At 58.7% G+C, this 18,879-nt stretch carries 17 protein-coding genes; 2 read left to right on the top strand and 15 right to left on the bottom strand.

Features of this window, described 5'->3' with window-relative positions; translation table 11 throughout:
* Positions 1–32 precede the first annotated feature (32 nt).
* Positions 33–1,076 carry a mechanosensitive ion channel family protein gene (locus JNB91_RS25370; RefSeq protein WP_220328265.1) on the top strand — a complete coding sequence of 348 codons (1,044 nt, stop codon included), beginning with the start codon at positions 33–35 and terminating at the stop codon, positions 1,074–1,076.
* Here the strand turns inward: JNB91_RS25370 and JNB91_RS25365 are convergent.
* The 11 genes from JNB91_RS25365 to iolG form a co-directional block, all read right to left on the bottom strand.
* Positions 1,038–1,526 (bottom strand): RrF2 family transcriptional regulator, encoded by a 489-nt coding sequence (locus JNB91_RS25365; RefSeq protein WP_220328264.1) that lies wholly within the window; start codon positions 1,524–1,526, stop codon positions 1,038–1,040. The genes JNB91_RS25370 and JNB91_RS25365 overlap by 39 nt on opposite strands.
* 124 nt (positions 1,527–1,650) lie before the next feature.
* Complete coding sequence (locus JNB91_RS25360) at positions 1,651–2,436, bottom strand: TIM barrel protein (RefSeq protein WP_220328263.1); 786 nt, start codon at positions 2,434–2,436, stop codon at positions 1,651–1,653.
* A gap of 24 nt (positions 2,437–2,460) precedes the next feature.
* Positions 2,461–3,258, bottom strand: coding sequence for a 5-deoxy-glucuronate isomerase (gene iolB / locus JNB91_RS25355; protein WP_220328262.1), 798 nt, complete (start codon positions 3,256–3,258; stop codon positions 2,461–2,463).
* 20 nt (positions 3,259–3,278) lie between these two features.
* On the bottom strand, positions 3,279–4,175 hold the full coding sequence (gene iolE, locus JNB91_RS25350; RefSeq protein ID WP_220328261.1) for a myo-inosose-2 dehydratase: 897 nt from the start codon (positions 4,173–4,175) through the stop codon (positions 3,279–3,281).
* A gap of 10 nt (positions 4,176–4,185) precedes the next feature.
* The gene (iolD, locus tag JNB91_RS25345) at positions 4,186–6,018 is read right to left on the bottom strand and encodes a 3D-(3,5/4)-trihydroxycyclohexane-1,2-dione acylhydrolase (decyclizing) (RefSeq protein WP_220328260.1); all 1,833 of its coding nucleotides are present in this window, start codon (positions 6,016–6,018) and stop codon (positions 4,186–4,188) included.
* Positions 6,015–7,940, bottom strand: a complete 1,926-nt coding sequence (locus JNB91_RS25340; RefSeq protein WP_220328259.1) for a bifunctional 5-dehydro-2-deoxygluconokinase/5-dehydro-2-deoxyphosphogluconate aldolase — start codon at positions 7,938–7,940, stop codon at positions 6,015–6,017. Before JNB91_RS25340 ends, iolD begins: the two co-directional genes overlap by 4 nt.
* Positions 7,937–9,070 (bottom strand): Gfo/Idh/MocA family protein, encoded by a 1,134-nt coding sequence (locus JNB91_RS25335; protein WP_220328258.1) that lies wholly within the window; start codon positions 9,068–9,070, stop codon positions 7,937–7,939. Before JNB91_RS25335 ends, JNB91_RS25340 begins: the two co-directional genes overlap by 4 nt.
* A 10-nt stretch (positions 9,071–9,080) precedes the next feature.
* Positions 9,081–9,860, bottom strand: a complete 780-nt coding sequence (locus JNB91_RS25330) for an ATP-binding cassette domain-containing protein (RefSeq protein ID WP_220328257.1) — start codon at positions 9,858–9,860, stop codon at positions 9,081–9,083.
* A gap of 3 nt (positions 9,861–9,863) precedes the next feature.
* A complete protein-coding gene (locus tag JNB91_RS25325; protein ID WP_220328256.1) occupies positions 9,864–10,970 on the bottom strand; it encodes an ABC transporter permease in 1,107 nt (368 codons plus the stop codon).
* 68 nt (positions 10,971–11,038) lie between these two features.
* A complete protein-coding gene (locus JNB91_RS25320) occupies positions 11,039–11,962 on the bottom strand; it encodes a sugar ABC transporter substrate-binding protein (RefSeq protein WP_220328255.1) in 924 nt (307 codons plus the stop codon).
* A gap of 149 nt (positions 11,963–12,111) precedes the next feature.
* Positions 12,112–13,101, bottom strand: a complete 990-nt coding sequence (iolG, locus tag JNB91_RS25315; RefSeq protein ID WP_220328254.1) for an inositol 2-dehydrogenase — start codon at positions 13,099–13,101, stop codon at positions 12,112–12,114.
* A 167-nt stretch (positions 13,102–13,268) separates the two neighbouring features.
* Here iolG and JNB91_RS25310 point away from each other — a divergent pair, with 167 nt between their 5' ends.
* A complete protein-coding gene (locus JNB91_RS25310; protein ID WP_220328253.1) occupies positions 13,269–14,291 on the top strand; it encodes a LacI family DNA-binding transcriptional regulator in 1,023 nt (340 codons plus the stop codon).
* Positions 14,292–14,340: 49 nt separating this feature from the next.
* Here the strand turns inward: JNB91_RS25310 and JNB91_RS25305 are convergent, their stop codons facing one another.
* From JNB91_RS25305 to JNB91_RS25290, 4 genes are all read right to left on the bottom strand, one after another.
* Positions 14,341–15,540 carry an MFS transporter gene (locus JNB91_RS25305; protein WP_220328252.1) on the bottom strand — a complete coding sequence of 400 codons (1,200 nt, stop codon included), beginning with the start codon at positions 15,538–15,540 and terminating at the stop codon, positions 14,341–14,343.
* A 101-nt stretch (positions 15,541–15,641) separates the two neighbouring features.
* Positions 15,642–16,379, bottom strand: a complete 738-nt coding sequence (locus tag JNB91_RS25300; protein WP_220328251.1) for a LytR/AlgR family response regulator transcription factor — start codon at positions 16,377–16,379, stop codon at positions 15,642–15,644.
* Entirely contained in the window at positions 16,376–18,031 is a 1,656-nt protein-coding gene (locus JNB91_RS25295) for a LytS/YhcK type 5TM receptor domain-containing protein (protein ID WP_220328250.1), read from the bottom strand. Before JNB91_RS25295 ends, JNB91_RS25300 begins: the two co-directional genes overlap by 4 nt.
* A gap of 205 nt (positions 18,032–18,236) precedes the next feature.
* A complete protein-coding gene (locus JNB91_RS25290; RefSeq protein WP_220328249.1) occupies positions 18,237–18,866 on the bottom strand; it encodes a GntR family transcriptional regulator in 630 nt (209 codons plus the stop codon).
* Between the last annotated feature and the right edge of the window lie 13 nt (positions 18,867–18,879).

Here is an 18,879-nt window from a genome sequence, read left to right as displayed (position 1 = left end):
TCCGTAACCTCATTGGTTTCAGGATGCCAGACATGTTCGATACCATTTCCTCAACCACATTTGCGACGGTCAATGCCCTTGGGATAATTGGCATTCTCGTTTGGCATGTCCAAGGCAAAGCACGACCAACAGCGCGCCTGATCGTCCAGATTCTGTTCTTTGCTTCGATGACGGCTGTTCTTGTTTCGGCCGGCATCCTTCCTCATCGTGTAACCACTGGCGAAGCGAACGGAATTCCAGCCTATCTCGGCACATCCGCAAGAATCCTCTGGTGGGTGCATCTGGCCTGGGCGACGATCGGTTTTGTTAGACTTTACATCGTACTCGATCGCCGGCCTCAGGAGGCAAGGCTGATCCAGGACCTGATCGTCGCCGGGGTCTATCTCGGAGTGGCGCTCTCGATCACAGGTTTCGTCTTCGGCGCCCCGATTGGGACGCTTGTCGCAACCTCAGGCGTCGTCGCCATCATTCTCGGCCTGGCATTGCAGAACACGCTGGGTGATGTCTTTTCCGGCATTGCGCTGACACTCGGCCGCCCCTTTACAATAGGAGACTGGATACAGTTGGCCGATGGAACGGAGGGGCGCATCGTGCAGAACGACTGGCGTTCGACACAGCTCCTGACACCGGCCAATAACATTGTCGTTCTTCCCAACAGTGCCTTGGCAAAGGTCAGCCTGACCAATTTTACCCGTCCGGACGAAACACATCTCGTCACGCTGTTCATGCGCATTGCAATAGACCGGCAGCCGTTCATCGTTGAAGCCGTCTTGAAGGCAGCATTGGACGAGTGTCAGCGTATAGTCCAGACACCCAAACCTATCGTCGCGTTCAAGGGCATTGATGCAATCGCGATCGATGTGGAATTCCAGTTCCGCGTCACCAGTCCGGCCAATAGAACCCCGGCACGCAACGAGGTCATCGATGTCGTAAGCCGGCATTGTGCCGCCAATGGCCTCAAACTGGCGATGCCGGCACATGCCTATCTCATCGTGCCGACGACTGATGGCGGCAGAGAGACGGCGGTCGTCGCCCCCCTATCCCGCGCGCTTGAGCACCCACTGGAAAGTGCCTGACCAGATCGCCGGATCGACCTCGGCTTCCAGGGTTTGGACCAGATCGGCGAACGTGACCTTGCGAAGCGCAGATCTCCACGCCTCGTCCGCCTCCCACATGACCCTCGCAACGGCACAGGGGCCGCTTTCACAAAAGCCCTTCGGCCGGCATGGATTGTTCGCGCGGATATTCTGGCACACAAACGTGCGGCCGCCGCCTTCAACGGCCTCCACGACATCCAAAAAGGTAAGCTCATTTGGAGCCTTGGCCAGACGGTATCCTCCGGACGGGCCGAGTGTGGTATGAACGAGGCCGGCTTGCGACAGGCTTTGCAAGGCTTTTGAGAGATATTCCTTCGGAAGCCCATGCAGTTCAGCCAGGGCCTTGGTCGAAAGATAACGGCCTTCGGGCAGGCTGGACAGAATGGCGCAACAGTGAAGCGCCCATTCCACTTGGCTTTTCAGGATCATGCAGAGTATCCGGCAGGGGCTAATTACGGATATACAATATCCCTATTTGATAGAAGAGTAAATGATCCTTAAAACGAGATCGAAATCGGATCTCGGGGATGGCACGCCAACACTGCGGCTTGCACTATATCGGGCTAAAAGCTGCTCTGAACGCTTCAAGCGCCTTTTCCGGGCTATCATATGCGAAAGCCTCCATTCCCACCGGACCGCAATACCCCATATCCACCAGTGCTTTGGCGACACCTGCATAATTGATCTCTCCCGTACCCGGCTCGCACCGCCCCGGCACATCAGCCACCTGCACCTCGCCGATCCACGGCAGGCATTTGCGGCAGGTTTCGATCAGGTTCCCCTCTCCGATCTGCAGGTGATAGAGGTCGAGATTGAGCTTCAGGCGCGGGTGATTGACGCTTTCGACCAGCGCCAGCGTGTCCTCTGCCCGGCCAAATGGCGTGCCGGGATGGTCAACGGGAAGGTTGAGGTTTTCGAGCGTATAGACCACCCCTTCCTCTTCCGCCATGTCGGCGATGCGCGCCAGCGTGTCGCGCGCCTTCAGCCACATGCGCCCGCTCACCACCTCGCTCGGGCGAACCGGCAGCCCGCCCTCGCCGAGCCCGGTGCCGTGCAGGTTGAGGCGGGCAACGCCAAGCCGCTTGCCGACCTGTGCGGTCTCGCGCGCTGAGCGCAACAACTCGTCAGCCCCCTCGTCGTCAGCCAGTCGGCCGGTCAGATAGCCGTTCATGATCGAGAAGGTGGCGCCCGATTTTTCGAGTGCGGCAAGGTCATGCTCCGGCCAGTTCCAAAGCCCCACTTCGAAACCCATCTCCTTAAGCCTGGCGCAACGCCACTCGATCGGGCGTTCACGCCAGAGCATTTCCGCGCACGCGGCCAGCGTAAAAGGTTGGTTCATCGTTCAGTTCCTGTGGATGAAAGTTCAGCGCATCAGATGCTCGACCGGTGGCGCGGCGACGAACCGCCATTTGCGCAAGGGACCGGCCATGACGTTGAGGTAATACATTTCAAAACCGTGCGGAGCGCCGCAGGGGTGGTGCCCGCGCGGCACGCAAACGACATCGCCATCGTGGACCGCCATGGTTTCATTCAGTTGCAGATCGTCGGTATAGACCCGCTGGATGCCGAACCCATCGGCGGGATTGAGACGATGATAATAGGTCTCTTCCAGATAGGTGATGCGCGGAAAATCATCCTCGTCATGGCGATGACTGGGATAACTCGACCAGTGACCGGCGGGCGTGAACACTTCCGTCACCAGCAGGCTATCGCAATAATCCTCGTTTTCCATAGCGATGTTGTTGATATAGCGGGTATTGGTACCCTCACCTCGCTGGGTGAGGGTGATACCCTCCGGGCCGATGCGGCGTGCTTCATGCCCGCCTTTACCGGGCGCCGTGCAGACGGCGATGACACAATCGGTTTCCGCCACCGCCTTCCACGCGCGGCCATTCGGCAGATAGAGGCAATGGGGCGGCGATTTTTCGAAAACGCTCATGCGTTCTCCCAACACGCCCCACTGCTTGCCCGCACCCTCCAGCACCGCCTTTCCTTCAACCATGACCAGAATGACCTCGCGATCACCGGTCGTTTCCGCTGCCGTCTCGCCTTTTCGAAGCTTGTAAAGAGAGAAGCCGACGTAACGCCACCCGGCAGAGGCCGGTGTGATCTCGTGAACCTTGCCGTGATTGCCGAAAGGACGGTGGAGAAGGTTTGGCATTTGAAACTCCTGCTATGCTCTCAGATGAGACCGGTTTTTGCGGCAGCAGCCTTCAAGGTCTTCAGACCGAGTGACTGGTACTGGAAGGGGTTGCGGACATCCGGGTCCTGCTCCGCCTCGATAACGATCCAGCCTCGATAATCAGCGCCTTTCAGAAGTTTCAGCAGTGGTTCGAAATCCACCCCGCCTTCCTCATCTCCCGGTACGGTAAAGACACCGGCGCGCACACCATCCATGAAGGACAGGCCTTCTCCGCGCACCTGCCGCATGACGGCCGGACGCACATTTTTGGCGTGGAAATGGCTGACGCGATCAATATATTTGGCAAGAATGGGTGTTGGATCATCGCCGTTTGAACCGAAATAGCAGTGACCGGCATCGAACAGCAGCCGCGTTTCAGGCCCCGTCGCCGCCATGAAGGCGTTGATCTCTTCCGGGGTTTCGACAACGGTTCCCATATGGTGATGATAGACCAGCTTGATACCCTGGCTTGCGGTAAAGGCCGCCAGTTCCTCGACCTTCGCGCCAAAAGCCTTCATCTCGGCATCGGAAAGCACAGGGCTTTCAGACAACGGCTTTTGCAAACCCTGCACGCTGTTTGAGGTTTCGCAGGCGATGCAGACCGTGCAGCCGTTGTGCTTTAGCCTGTCGAGATGCGACTGGATCGCCTTCTTTTCCTCTTCCACCGATTGCGTCAGAAGGTTGAGCGAATACCAGCCGGAAATGAAAGCAAGACCATAGGACCCGAGCAGATCTTTGAGCGCCTGCGGGTCGGAGGGCCAGCGGTGACCGTTCTCGATGCCGTCGAAACCGATCTCACTTGCCTCTTTCAAAATCTGTTCTGTCGGAATAGTTGCGCCAAGGCTCTGGTCGTCGTCATTGGCCCAGGCAATAGGGTTGGTGCCGAAGCGTATCATGTCATTTTCCTCAATTGACGGTGTTCTGCTTGGCGGCGCTCGCAAGATAGCCAGCGTAGGCCTGCTTCAATTTTTCGGTGCTTCCGACTTCCGGCACTGCCACGTCCCACCAATGACCGGCATCGCCAAAACCCGGCCCGTCGGTCGGGTCGGTATCGATCACGATGACAGTCGGGATATCTCGGGCACGGGCAGAGGCGATCTGCGCCTCCAGATCGGCAATGTCCTTCGCCTTCACGGCAAAAGCCCCCATCGAACCGGCATGGGCAACAAAATCGATTTCGGGCTGCTGCTCGATATTGCAGTCCTGATAGAGATTGTTGAAGGCTTCGCCGCCGGTGCCGCGTTGCAGCCGGTTGATGCAGCCGTAACCGCGGTTATCCGTCAGCACGACGGTAAACGGCACCCGCCGCATGACGGCGCTTGCCAGTTCGGAATTGGCCATCATGTAGGAACCATCACCGACAAAGCAGATCACTTCACGATCCGGCCGTGCCAGTTTCAGCCCCATGGCCCCGGCGATCTCATAGCCCATGCAGGAATAACCGTATTCCATGTGGTAACCGCATTGGCTCGGCTGCCAGAGCAGTTTCAAAGCGCCCGGCATGGTGCCTGCCGCACACATGGCGATGGCGTTTTCACCAGTTGCCCGCTGCACCGCGCCAATCACCTGTGCATCGGTTGGCAGACCTGCTTGCGTTGGGGCCGCGCAATGACGATCGACAGCTGCCAGCCAGACCGCACGCGATACGGCATCCGGTGCTGGAGCCTTGTGGCTGCCCAGTTTTGCCCCGAGAGCGGCAAGCGCCACCTTGGCATCGGCAACCAGCCCGATGGCACCGTGTTTGTCAGCGTCATAGGCCTGCACATTGATCGACACGAGTTTGCGGCCTTGTGCCTCGAACAGCGACCACGAACCGGTGGTGAAATCCTGAAAACGCGTGCCGACACCGATCACCAGATCGGCCTTGCGGGCAAGCGCATTGGCCGCCGCCGAACCATCGACGCCAGCAGCGCCGAAATTCATCGGATGGCTTTGCGCCAAAGCCGACTTGCCTGCCTGGGTTTCGATCACCGGAATGGCATGACGGGTGGCAAAATCGGCAAGATCCTGCTCGGCACCGCTATAGATGACGCCGCCACCGGCCACGATAACCGGGCTTTTGGCCGCCAAAATCAGCTTTGCGACTGCTTCAAGGTCATGGACATCGGGTTCCGGGCGGCGAATGCGCCATATTTTCGGCTCGAAAAAGGCTTCCGGCCAGTCATAAGCTTCCGCCTGCACATCCTGGCAAAAGGAAAGCGTCACCGGCCCGCAATTGGCCGGATCGGTCATGACGCGCAAGGCACGTGGCAAGGCTGTCAGCAATTGTTCTGGGCGGGTGATGCGGTCGAAATAACGACTGACCGGGCGGAAGCAGTCATTGGCCGAAACCGTGCCGTCATCAAAATCCTCGACCTGCTGGAGAACCGGGTCGGGACGGCGGTTGGCAAACACGTCACCGGGGATCAACAGCACCGGCAGACGGTTGACGTGAGCCAGAGCAGCAGCTGTCACCATATTGGTTGCACCCGGTCCGATGGACGAGGTGACCGCCTGTACGCGCCGACGCTTTTTCGCCTTGGCGTAAGCGATGGCGGCATGTGCCATGGTCTGTTCGTTCTGGCCGCGCCAGGTCGGCAGGCCGTTACCCGCCTTTTGCAGCGCCTCGCCGAGACCCGCGACATTGCCATGGCCGAAAATCGCCCAGACGCCATCGACAAAACGTTCGCCCTCTTCGGTCAGCTGCACCGAAAGCCACTTCACCATGGCCTGCGCTGCCGTCAGTCTTACCGTGTTCATGCTGCCTTTTCCCCTGCCTTCATGCGTGCCGTTTCCCAGATGCGGCAAAGACGCTCGTAGCGTTTCGCCATGTCCTCGACGGCGTCGGAATCCGTGATTTCACCGCCGAGCCAGCGCCGTGCGGCATCGCCAAAGATCGTGCGGCCAACGGCAAAGCCCTTGACCAGATCGAATTGCGCGGCGACCTCGAAGCTTGTGGACAATTCCGCTTCCGGCGCATCGAGACCGAGCACGACAATGCCGCGCGTGTGGCAGTCGTGCGCCTCGATGGCGGCGATGGCATTGCGCCAAGCTGTTGCCGTTTTCATCGGCTCCAGCTTCCACCAGTCGGGATAAATCCCGGCGGCATAAAACTGATGGATCAGCGTCGCGACCGTGTGGTCGTCGGTCTCTCCGACCTTGGAAGAGATGATTTCCAGCAGGAATTCCAGCCGATTGCGCCGCGCGGCCTCGAATAGCCGTTTGACGGTCACCTCCTGCTCGCGGCGAAGGGCAGAGCCATCGTCCGGGTGGCAGAAACACAAAACCTTGACGACATCTTCACGCGCCCATTCCGAAAGGGTGCCGCAATCGCTGCCCAGTTCCGGCTCCAGCGTCAGCGGCCGCGAGGCAGGCCACTCGGCGGGGCGACCGATCCACAGGCCGGAGCCGGATGCACGATGCAGCGCCGAACGACCGATACGGTTGTCGCACAAAATGCCGTAACCCGGTTTTCCCGCCTGCACGCGAAGCGCCGCCTGCAGGCAAAGCTCCTTGAATTCAGCACCTTTCTGCAACGTGTAACCGGGCATCTGCTCCAGCTGCACACGATGATCGAAGGCAAAGACGCGCATGCTCGACCAGTCGCCATCGACACGCCTCTGCCTTGTGGTCGACCAATGCAATTGTTCAAGTTCAGGATCGTTGCGCAGATCTGGCCGCACGACACCACGTTTCAGAAAAAATTGCAGTTCTTCCCAGCTCGGATAAGCGGGCGTGCAGCCATGGCGGCTGACGGCAAACGCACCGCAGGCATTGGCGAATTTCAGCGAGGTCGGCCAATCCTCACCGGTCATCCACCCCCGTAAAAGACCGGAAAAGAAACCGTCGCCAGCGCCGAGAACATTAAACACCTCGATCGGAAAACCCTGCCCGCTCTGCCCATCATCGAGGCTTGCCGGAATGGCACCTTCAAATGCCGTGGCGCCGAGAGGACCGCGCTTGCATACCAGCGTGGCGGCACTGACCGCGCGCACCGCTTTCAGCGCCACCAGCGTATCGGTCGAGCCACCGGCGATATGAAACTCTTCCTCGGTGCCAACAATCAGATCGAACAGATCAAGTGTCGTCTGCAGCTTGGCGGTGACCTTGGCGCTTTCGACAAACCGGCTTTCGCCATCGCCATGACCGGCGACACCCCAAAGATTGGGGCGATAGTCGATATCTAGCGCAGTGCGCAGGCCATGCCTGCGTGCCAGCCGCAACGCCTTCAACACGGCGGCTTCCGTGCGGGTATTGCTGAGATGCGTGCCGGTGACGACAACGGCGCGGGCCGAGGCAATAAAATCCTCGTCGATATCGTCTTCGCAGAGCGCCATGTCGGCGCAGTTCTCGCGATAGAAGATCAGCGGAAACTGCGTGTCATCGCGGATACCGAGAATGACCAGCGCGGTCAGCCGGTCGGGATCGGTCTTCACCCCCTCGGTCGAAACGCCCTCGCGCTTCAACTGCTCGAGAATGAAGCGTCCCATATGCTCGTTACCAACACGGCTGATCAGTGCCGTCTTTAGTCCCAGCCGCGCGCTTCCGCAGGCGATATTGGTGGGGGAGCCGCCGATATATTTCTCGAACGTCCCCATATCTTCCAGACGACCGCCGACCTGTGCGCCGTAAAGATCGACGCCGGCACGACCGATGGTAATCACGTCAAATTTTTTGGTCACATCATTTGCCTTTCCAGACTTATGGCGCGGCCGTTGGAAACCGCCATGGCGTGGATGACCTTCTCGATCTCCAGACCATGGGCGAAATCCGGGCCGGAATTCGGCCCTCCGGCGATAGCAACCAGCAGGTCGCGCGCCTCGACGACCTTCTGTTCATTGAAGCCGAAATTGTGCCCGGGAGCTGGGCAGAAGGCTGCAAAATCCGGCTGGTCGGGACCAGTCAGATGCCGCACGAAACCGGCCTCGCCGGTGCGATGAACCCAGAGTTCGTTCATGTTTTCCTGATCGAACACGAGCGTGCCGTCGCTTCCGTGCACTTCCCATTGCAGGCGGCATTTGCGCCCGCGGGCAACCCGCGAGGTGGCAAATGAGCCCTGCGCCCCAGAGGCAAAACGAATGAGCGCCAGCGCGCTGTCTTCGTTCTCGACAGCTTTGGAACCGTCCGGTGATGGCCGGGTGGGAACAGCGACCTGGGTCTGGGCGACCAACTCGGTCACCGGCCCCATCAGCGCCAGCATATGGCTCACGAGGTGGCAGCCGAGATCGCCAAGCGCACCCAGTCCGCCACCTTCGTGAGTCATCCGCCAAGACCACGGGAGGAGCGGGTCGGCGGAATAATCCTCGTCATAGACACCACGAAATGCGAGTGGCCTGCCGATCACACCATCGCGGATCATATTTCGCGCTGCCTGAAAGGCAGGGCTCCTGAGGTAGTTGTACCCGAGGATCGTTACCTGCGCCGGACGCGCTTCAGCCGATGCCGCCATCGCTTCAGCATCGCCAAGCGTCAGCGCCATCGGTTTTTCCAGCCAAACATGTTTTCCGGCTTTCAGCGCCGCCTCGGCCATCGGTCTGTGCATGCCGTTCGGGGCTGTGATCGATACGACATCGACCTTCGGATCGGTGACCGCTTCCTCCCAGCGGTCCGTGGAACGAGCAAACCCGAATTGGCGGGAAAACCGCGCCGCACTGTCAGCAGAGGCATCCGAGAGTACTTCCAGTCGGTGATGCGCTCCGCCGAAAACGGCGGAGACATTGCGCCAGGCCATGGCATGGCATTTCCCCATAAAGCCGGTGCCGATCAGCGCGACCCCAAGGGAATGATCGGAAAGAGTGTGAGAGGTTACCATGCCGGATGCCTCATATCGTTCCACCCAGCGAACCTTCGAGCTCCGCCATTTCCTGCCCGCCCGCCATCAGGTCCTGCAGCTGCGCGGCATCGATCTCTCCGCGTGTGGCGGTGCCGAGTGTCTGGCCACGATTGAGGACCGTGAACCGATCCCCGACTGCCATGGCGTGGCGCACATTGTGGGAGATGAAAACGACACCCACACCTTGCGACCGCACACGGTTGATGGTGGCGAGCACATTGGCCGTCTGGCGCACACCGAGCGCCGATGTCGGCTCATCCAATATCAGCACCTTGGCCCCGAAATAGACGGCGCGGGCAATTGCCACCGTCTGCCGTTCGCCGCCCGAAAGCGTGCCGACCGCCTGATCGGGACCACGCAGATTGATGCCCATCTTGCGCATTTCCGCCATGGTGATGTCGTTGGCGGTGTCGAGGTCGAAGCGCTTGAACAGGCCTTTACCCTTGGTCGGTTCACGCCCCATGAAGAAATTGCGCGTGACCGACATCAGCGGGATCATTGCCAAATCCTGAAAGACGGTGGCGATGCCCGCTTCCATCGCATCGCGCGGGCTGCCGAAGGAAAGCGGTTTTCCTTCGAAGGTAATCGAGCCTTCTGTCGGCTTGTGTACACCCGACATGGTCTTGATGAAGGTGGATTTTCCGGCACCGTTATCGCCAAGCAGGCAATGGCACTCTCCGGCCCGCACATCGAAAGTCACACCGTTGAGCGCAATGACATTGCCATAGTGCTTCTTGATGTTTTCCATATGGATGATCGGAGTGGACATGTTTCAGCGCTCCCCGGTCACACGTCTGCGGATGACGTTGTTGAAGATGACGGCGAGCAGAAGCATCGCGCCGAGGAACACCTGGAACCAGTCCTGATCGAATTTCGTGTAGGTCAGCCCGATCGTGACCATGCCGAAAATGATCGCGCCGAAGAAAGCGCCGATGGCGGAACCGTAACCGCCCGTCAGCAGGCAGCCACCGATGACGGCAGCGATGATCGCCTCGAATTCCTTCATGAAGCCGCGGCGCGCATCGGTGGAACCGGCATCGATGACGGTGATGATGGCGACGAGAGCGGCTGCCATTGCCGTCAGCATGAACAGCGAAATTTTCACGCGGCGAACAGGAACACCGGAATTCTTGGCGGCAAGAGCGTCTCCGCCCGTGGCAAAGATCCAGTTGCCGATGGGGGTGCGCAAGAGCACGTAGGTGGCGATTGCGGCAAAGGCTACGAACCAGAGGATTTCGACCGGCACGCCCGGCACTTTAGGCACACCGGATTTGAAGCTATCGACAATGCCCGCTTCCGCCAGCCAGCGCATGACGAAGCCGAATGCATCGCCGGAAAAGATCGGAGCGAGAAAATCTCCTTCGACGGCTTCACGAATGCCGCGCAGCTGGGTGGAGCCACCGGTGAACATTTTCAAGCCGACAAGGGCTGCACCGCGCAAGATAAAAAGGCCGGCAAGCGTAACGATGAAGGACGGCAGGCCGGTGCGCAGCACGACCATGCCATTGGTGGCGCCAAGTGCTGCGGCAATGGCAAGCGTCAGAGGAATGGCGATGACAAGCGGCATGCCGACATTGACGACGAAGACACCAAAGACCATGCCCGCAAAGGCAACCATGGAACCGATCGACAGGTCGAATTCACCGCCGATCATCAGAAGTGCGGCGGCAATGCCGAGGATACCCAGCTGGGCTGCCGGGGTCATGAAGTTCATCACACCCGACAGCGTGAACATGGTGCTATCTGCGGTGATCATGAAGAAGATTGTGACGAGAACGACGCCCCCGATGGCACCGAGTTCCGGCCGTTTCATAAGTTTTGTTGCGAGGGTTTCAGATTTGATGCGCTCGTCCGCTCGCGCCAGCGTTTCTGCCGCCATTGGCCTGTCTCCTTGATCGTTGGCCGGGCCGCAGCCTTAAGGAGCGGCGGCCCGGAGAGCGATTTTGATTAGCGGATGCCTTTGGACGACAGGTCGATAACCTGTTCTGCCGTTTCCTTGGTCACGAGGTTCGGACCGGAGGCAACGTCCCCACCGGGGATCAAACCGTATTGCGCATTCAATGCCAGGAATGAGACCGGCAGATAGCCCTGCAGGTATTGCTGCTGATCGATGGAGAATGCCGCCTTGCCGTCGGCGATATCCTTGAGGAAGCCGGCGGACATGTCGAAGGTGGAGATCAGCACGTCATCGCGGCCGAGCGCCTGTGCGGCCTTGACGGCAGGTTCGCCAACCAGCGACGCGTTGAGCGACAGCACGACATTGACGTCCTTGTCGGACTCAAGAGCAGCGCGAACCTTCGCTTCGACTTCCGTCGGATCATTGGTCGTCGGCAACACCGTCACCTGCTTGCCAAAGCCTTCGGTAAAACCGGCGCAACGCAGATCGAGCGAGACGTTGCCGACTTCCTGGTTGACGCAGATTGCTTTCTTGCCGCCCATTTCCGCAAGCCGAGCACCGGCAACCTTGCCGGCATCGAATTCGGACTGGCCGACATGCAGTTTCGCGCCAAGCTTATGGGCAACGTCGGAGCCGGAGTTCATCGAGATGACCGGAATTCCGGCCTCGACGGCACGCTTGATCGCCGGACCGAGCGCATCGGCATCCGGTATCGAGACGACAAGCCCGTCGGGGTCCTGATTGACCGCTGCGTCGATCAGTTGGCCCATCGCCACCATGTCGAACGTTTCCGGCGAGCGGAACGAGACATTGACGCCGGTATCCTTGGCGGCTTTTTCGGCGCCGTTCTTCACCACCGACCAGAACGGATCGTTGGCCTGGCCGTGTGCGACCACGATGATATCCGTGGCAAGCACAGGGCTCGCGGCAGCAACGAGTACGACCGTTGCTGCTGCTGCAAGCAATTTCTTCATGACTTCCTCCCAGTTGAGTTCAAAAGCGCCACTCCCAGGCGCCCCGTCCATCCGGTCATGCGGGACCGGAACCGATAGCCCGCGGCACACTCCCCTGCTCCGCAGCAATCTTTTTTGGCGTGACGGCATAGGCAGTCACGCTCGACCCATCAGGCCAATGAAACCGCTTGGCCTGACTTCGCCGATTGAGTGGCAGCCTCGGCAAGTGCGAGTGCAGCAACGCCGTCCTTCAGCGAAACCGGATTGGCCGCGCCATCCAGGATGGTCGCGACAAATGCATTCCACTCCGCCGCATAGGCGCGCATATAGCGCTCAAGGAAAAAGAACTCGGGCTTGGCGCTGGTCACGCCCTGCTTGGTTGCCTTGGATACGGTATTTTCCAGCACATTACCGGCAGACAGCAGACCTTCAGAACCAAGGACTTCCACGCGCTGGTCATAACCGTAGACGGCTCGACGGCTGTTCTTGATCACGGCGATGCGACCATCGGCATAGGTGAGCGTTACCACCGCCGTATCGACATCGCCGGCCTTGCCGATCTCTGGGTCGACGATCGACGTGCCGGCGGCGTGGACCGTCTTCGGCGCATCGCCCATCAAAAAGTTCGCCATGTCGAAATCGTGGATCATCATATCGCGGAACAGTCCTCCGGATACTTTGACATAAGCTACCGGCGGCGGGGCCGGATCGAAAGAGGTGATCGACAGAAGCTCAGGCTTTCCAATCTCACCCGCGGTGATCGATGCCTTGATCGCAGAAAAATTCGGATCAAAACGGCGGTTGAAGCCGATCATCACAGGCACTCCCGTGCCATGCACCGAGTTGAGGCAGCGTTGCGCCCGTTCCAGCGAAAGGTCGACAGGCTTTTCGCACAACACCGCCTTACCGGCCGCAGTCGCCTTTTCGATAAGGTCTGAATGGGTATCGGTCGAGGTGGCGATCAGCACGGCATCGATTGACGCATCCGCCAGTATAGCCTCCGAACTGACAGCCTTTGCGCCATAAGCATCAGCAAGCGAACGCGCCGCGTCCTCGTTCACGTCCGACACGGCAACCAGCTGGCTGCGGGCGTGATTGGCAATGTTGATGGCATGCACGCGACCGATGCGGCCCGCGCCGAGCAATCCGATTTTCAGCACTCTATTCCTCCCAAAAGGCAGCTCCCGACCGCCTTGGAATTGAACATTGCAAGTTTTGCTCCCGCGAGCAAGGACATTTTGCTCGCGGGAGCAAAATTAATTTCAGAGCGATCGAAAAAACCGTTATGTATGCGAGAACCGATGCCTGACGGATTCGGGAGATGGGAATGCCGGATGAGAAGAAGCCCGCTTTTGCGGGAAACATCACCGCCGACGATGTGGCAGCCGAGGCCGGTGTCTCGCGCTGGACGGTCAACCGCGCCTTCCGCAAGGATGCGTCGATCTCTTCAAAGAGTTTGGAAAAAGTACGTATAGCCGCCGAACGACTAGGCTACGTGCCGGACCTTCGCGCTGCAAGCCTTGCCTCGGATCGCTCCAATCTGGTGGCATTGCTGATCGACGATTTCGCCAATCCGCACAAGCTTGTGATGATGGAGCGGCTGACACGCATCCTGCGCCGTGAAGGCTGGGATATTCTGCTCGTGAATACGCTGGACCGCGCCGATGCCGGCCATGCGCTTCTCAACGCCAGCCAGCGCCGGGTCGATGCCGTCATCCTGATCGGTATCCAGTTCGACGACGAGGTTCTGGATACGGCACTGCACGCTCGCCGGTTTCGCAAGCTGATCATCTTCGCGCGCACCTCGCGCAACCCGAATACGATTTCGATTGCGGTCGATGACGTCCATGCCATGAAGGAAATAGCCAACTACGTGCACGAGCGCGGTTTTCGCCGGCCTATGTTTCTGGCAGGTCCGCGCACTTCGTCTGCGCATCTGCTGCGCAAGGAGACGTTCGTCGATTACTGGCGTCAGCATTTCGGCAGCGAGCCGGAGACCGTTTCCGTGTCGGCTTACGATCCGACCCTTGCTGCGGGTATAGTCGAAAACGCACTCGCCGGCCGCAACAAGGCGACGCTGCCGGATATCCTTGTCTGCGAAAATGACGCGCTCGCCATCGGCGCCACCGATGTCATCCGTCATAAGCTCGGCCTGCGCATTCCGCAGGACATAGCGATTACCGGTTTCGATGACGTGCCACAGGCGGAGGGCGCCAATTATCGCCTTACCACATACCGCCAGCCGCTGACGGATATGGCCGAGTACCTCGTAAAAGTTCTCGGCAGCGAGGAAGATCGGGATTTCGATCGGCTGTTCCAGGGAAAGCTGATGATCCGCGACAGCGCGTGACGCCGCCCGCCTTGCAGCGAACAGCGTCACGATTGAGGGTATCTCAGCTTCAATGGGCTGTTGCAGTCGTTACCTTATGCGACAGACTTGGCCACAGGCTGATCGAGCACAGAAGCGAGGCGAACAGCAGCAGAAGTGAAAGATAGAAAGTCGGCAGGAAGCCGCCCAGCGCAAACGAGACAATCGAGCCGATGACGCTGCCGATACCAAAGCCGAGATAGATCAGGCCGTAGTTGGGGGCGAGGTTTGTCAGGCCGAAGAAATCACTGACCAGCCCGGGATAGACGGTAATGGTGCCGCCGAACGAGAAGGCGACGCAGGCGACCGCGAAGAAGAACGAGTATTCGTTCAAAGGAACGAAGAGCAGCATCGCCATGCCGGTCAGTGCACAGCCGATGGCTATGCTGATGATGTAAATGCGGGCGATCCTGTCCGAAAGGATGCCGAGCACCAGACGGCCGAGAAGGTTTGCGGCGGCGATGATGGCGACCGTATCGGCGGCAACCGAACCCGAGAGGCCTACATAACGCTCGCCGACATCCTTGGCGACACCGATCAGATAGAGACCGCTCATGCAAACGGTGAGGAACATCAAGGCCAGCAGCCAGTATCTCGGCTGGCGGACAGCCTCGGCCAGTGTGTAATCCCTGGCGCCGCCGCTGATGGTCTGCGCGCTTGTTTGAGGAGCCTCGCTGATCAAAAGCGCACCACCTACGACCAAAATCAAAGCTGCGATTGCCCATATGCCAAAGGCGCTCTCCATCCCGAAGCGGTTGATCAGTTCCAGGTTCAGGTATTTGAAGCCGAGACTGCCAAGACCATAGGCGCCGATTGCAAAGGCCGAAGCCAGCCCCTTACGCTCGGGGAACCACTTGACGCAGTTCGACAGGGTCAGGAGATAACCCGCACCATCAGCCGCCCCGACGAGAAGGCCGCCATAGATGTAAAGCAGCGTCAGATTGCTTGCGGTCGAGGTGAGATAAAGGCCAAGGCCGAGGGTGAGGCCTGCTGTGATGGCAACGGTGCGCAGACCGAACTTATCCTGCAGGCGGCCCGACAGTGACGAACCGACGGCGAGCGCCAGGCTTAAGAGACCGAAAGTGAAAGCAACCTGGGTGAGTGGCTCCGAGAGTTTCGACGAGAGCTTTTCGTTGAACAGGCTCCAAGTGTAGACCGAACCGAGGCCGAACTGGCACAAAATGGTGCCGACAAGTGTGAAATAACGCTTTGAATTGGAAAGAGCGGTCATCCGCGTTTCCTCCTTTATGAATATGGAGAAAACCTAAGACCCTCTTTATTCCCCCTGTTCGAAAAAGGCGTGAACTGCACGATCGCTGGAATGGACGGCAGTCAGAGCTGCATGAGCTGCCTGAACTCTTTCAGATGAGACCGGCTGACAGGAATTTCGACATCATCGAAATTGTGCAGCTTGATCACATAGGTCCCGTTGAACCAGGGCGAGATCTCGCGAATTTTGGCCGTGTTGATGCACCATGACCGGTGGCAGCGGAAGAATGTGTCCGCCGGCAGCTTCTCGGCAAAATCACCGATGCTTGTCGGAATGACGAAATGCCCTTTGACGGTATGGACATAGGTGAGCTTTTCGTCGGCGCGAGCGTAATAGATCAGGTCGGCCGGCAGCACGAGGATACTATCCTTGCGGGGAATGTTGACGGTTCGCTTGACAGGTGCAGGTGGTTGATGCGGCAACTCCGGCAAGACTGCCGAGTTCGGCTGGCTTTCCAGCTTCTTCAGCGTGTTGGCAACACGCTGCTCGTTGAACGGTTTGAGAATATAATCGAAGACTTCCAGCTCGAAGGCTTCTGCGGCATGTTCCTTATAGGCAGTGACGATGACGATCTTTGGTGGATTGGCCTGCTTGTGCAGGGTGCGCGCCAACGTCATCCCGTCGATGGACGGAATGTTGATGTCGAGGAATACGACGTCGAGATCGTTCTCCTGCAGATAGCGAAGGGCTGCGAGACCATCCTCCTGCGTTGCGACAACTTCGATGGAACTATGGCTTCCAATCAGCCATTTCAGTTCGTCGCGCGCCAGATATTCGTCCTCGACGATCAGGGCCTTCATGTTGCATCCCCGCTTTCGAGCGGCAGATCGAAACTAACCGAAGTGCCGGGCTCGAGTCTCTGGATGTTCAAACCTTTGCCATGGAGCAATTTCAACCGCTCATTCACATTCATCAAACCGATCCGGTCGCGCACAGCCTCGCCATTGACGACCGCTTTGATCACGTCAGGATCAATACCTTTGCCCGTATCACGAACGATGACACTGACCCGATCGGCCTGGCGTTTGACCGCGATATGAACTTCGCCCGGACGCGGCTGTGACTGGATGCCGTGCAGGATGGCGTTCTCAACAAGCGGCTGGAGCGTCAGGCTCGGTATATCGATATTCACGTCGTCTATGTCGAAGGTGACCGTCAGTTTGGGGCCGAAACGCGCCTGTTCGATCGCCACATAGTCGCGCACCTGCCGCAGTTCGTCCTGAATATCGATCATGCCATCGCTGAGCGACAGGTTCTGGCGCAGGTAATCCGCGAGTTTGGCAATGACCTGCCGTGCTTCGTCGGGGCGAAGGCGAACCAGAGACGAGATCGCGTTGAGCGCATTGAAGAGGAAATGCGGATTTATCTTGCTCTGAAGTGCGCGAAATTCCGCCTTTGCCGCCATTTCGCGCAAGGCCTTCACTCGCGAAAGCTCGATTTGCGTGGAGATCAGCTGCGACAGGCCGACGCCGAGTTCACGCAGCGAGTCGGTGATCATGTCCGGCTTGGTGAAGAAGATTTTCAGCGTGCCGGTGACGAGGCCATTTTCTCGTAAGGGGACAATCGCAACGGAACGGAAATCCGCGGCCGGGTAGCGATGCAGATTGTTGTCGACGGTGATGCGATCATTGCGGATCGCGTCGGCGGTCAGGTCACTCAGGTGCTTGTGTTTTTGTTCGTCGTAATACTCGTGTCCCTGGCCGACATAGGCGAGGACCGTATTGCGGTCGGTGATCGCCACCGCGTCCGCCTCAAGGCATTCGTGTATGACCGCGCAAACCTTGGTCAGCGTGTCATCCTGCACATTCTGAAAAAATGGCAGAGTGCGGTTGGCGATGACGAGTGCGAGCCGCGCCTCATGAGCAGCCGTCAGTTCCTTTTCGTCCTCGATATCCTGAATGCGCTTGATGATCATGCCGGTACACATGGAACCGATGATCATCGGCCAGGCAATCTCGGAGACGATGGCTGTGCCGACGCCGGCAGGCGCCAAGAGGAGGATGAGGAGCATGGTCAGGCACTCACAGGCCATGCCTGCAAGGCTGCCGGTCAGCCAAAGCCATCTGCGGCGGCCGCGGTAATGGATCGCCGTTGATAACAGGCCGGCGCAGATGCTGCTGATCAGGCAGGCAGTGGCCGACGGGCCGTGGATGTCGATCAGAAAACGGTGCAGGCCGGAAATGATGCCGGCAGGCATACCCACCCAGGGGCCAAAGAGAATACCGCCAGACATGATGGCAATGGTGCGAACATTGACCAGCGCGCCCTCGACCGGAATACCCATATAGGTGCCACCGACAGCAAAGCCTGAAAACAAGGCGGACAGGAAAGCAAGCTCAGGCCCGCTGAGCTTGCCTTTCCAGAGCACGTTCTTGAACAGGCGCGTGCGCCCGAGAAAGAACAACACCATCAGCATCAAAGCTGCGCGTTCGAAAAGAGCGAGTAGAATCATAATGAACCAAAAAAACGAGCTGGTTGGCCGAAAATCGGCTGCTCTATAAAGCGTCGGGTTATGGGTGCCGTAAGATTGTGAACTTTTAGGAATAGATTGAAAACTGCTTGTTCCTGGCCGTAAAGCGCTTGACCTTCGCTCGTCAAGATTGACCGCCGGCCGCGCGCGTCACAATTGTGCTTCATCTCCAACACGATCGGGGCGGCTATTTTTGCCGGATATGTTGCTCGATGAGGGTTTTCAGCCATGGCTCATCTTTCTGCTCGATGGCATTGACCATCTGGTGATGCTCAGCGGCCGAGACCTCTATTCTCGAACGCGTATGCCACTGTGAAACAGGTGCCGAGGATGTTCGTTGGCGCAATTCCGCAATTACGCTATGCAGTTCCGCGTTTCCGGCAAGATCGACATAGGCGCGGTGGAAAGCAAGATTTGCCTCATAGAGCTCAAGCACCGTGCCTGAATGAAGCAAGCCCTGGAAGCGGTCGGCCAGCTCCCTGAGAACTGAGACATCCATGGAAGTTGCGCGCGCAATCACTTTTCCCGCAATACCGGTCTCCAGCATGATGCGGATCTCGGCGATATCGTCCCACTGCTTTCCATCGCTCAGATAGACATGATAGCCCCGATTGGGGACATGCTCGACAACACGCTTCAAAGCCAGCCGATCGAGCGCACGGCGGATTTCGTTGCGGCCGCGACCATAACGGATCTCCAGATCGATCTGCTTGAGCCATGTTCCGGGTGCATATACGCCCGACTGAATATCCTGAAGGATCAATTGAGTAGCATCCCGCTCCTCATCCGTCTCGGTTACCGTCAGAGAACCCGTCATCACCACTCTCAAA

Origin of the sequence: Aliirhizobium wenxiniae, assembly GCF_019511445.1 — a bacterium.
Taxonomy (GTDB): Bacteria; Pseudomonadota; Alphaproteobacteria; order Rhizobiales; family Rhizobiaceae; genus Neorhizobium; species Neorhizobium wenxiniae_A.
This window is presented reverse-complemented; position numbering and strand designations above follow the sequence as displayed.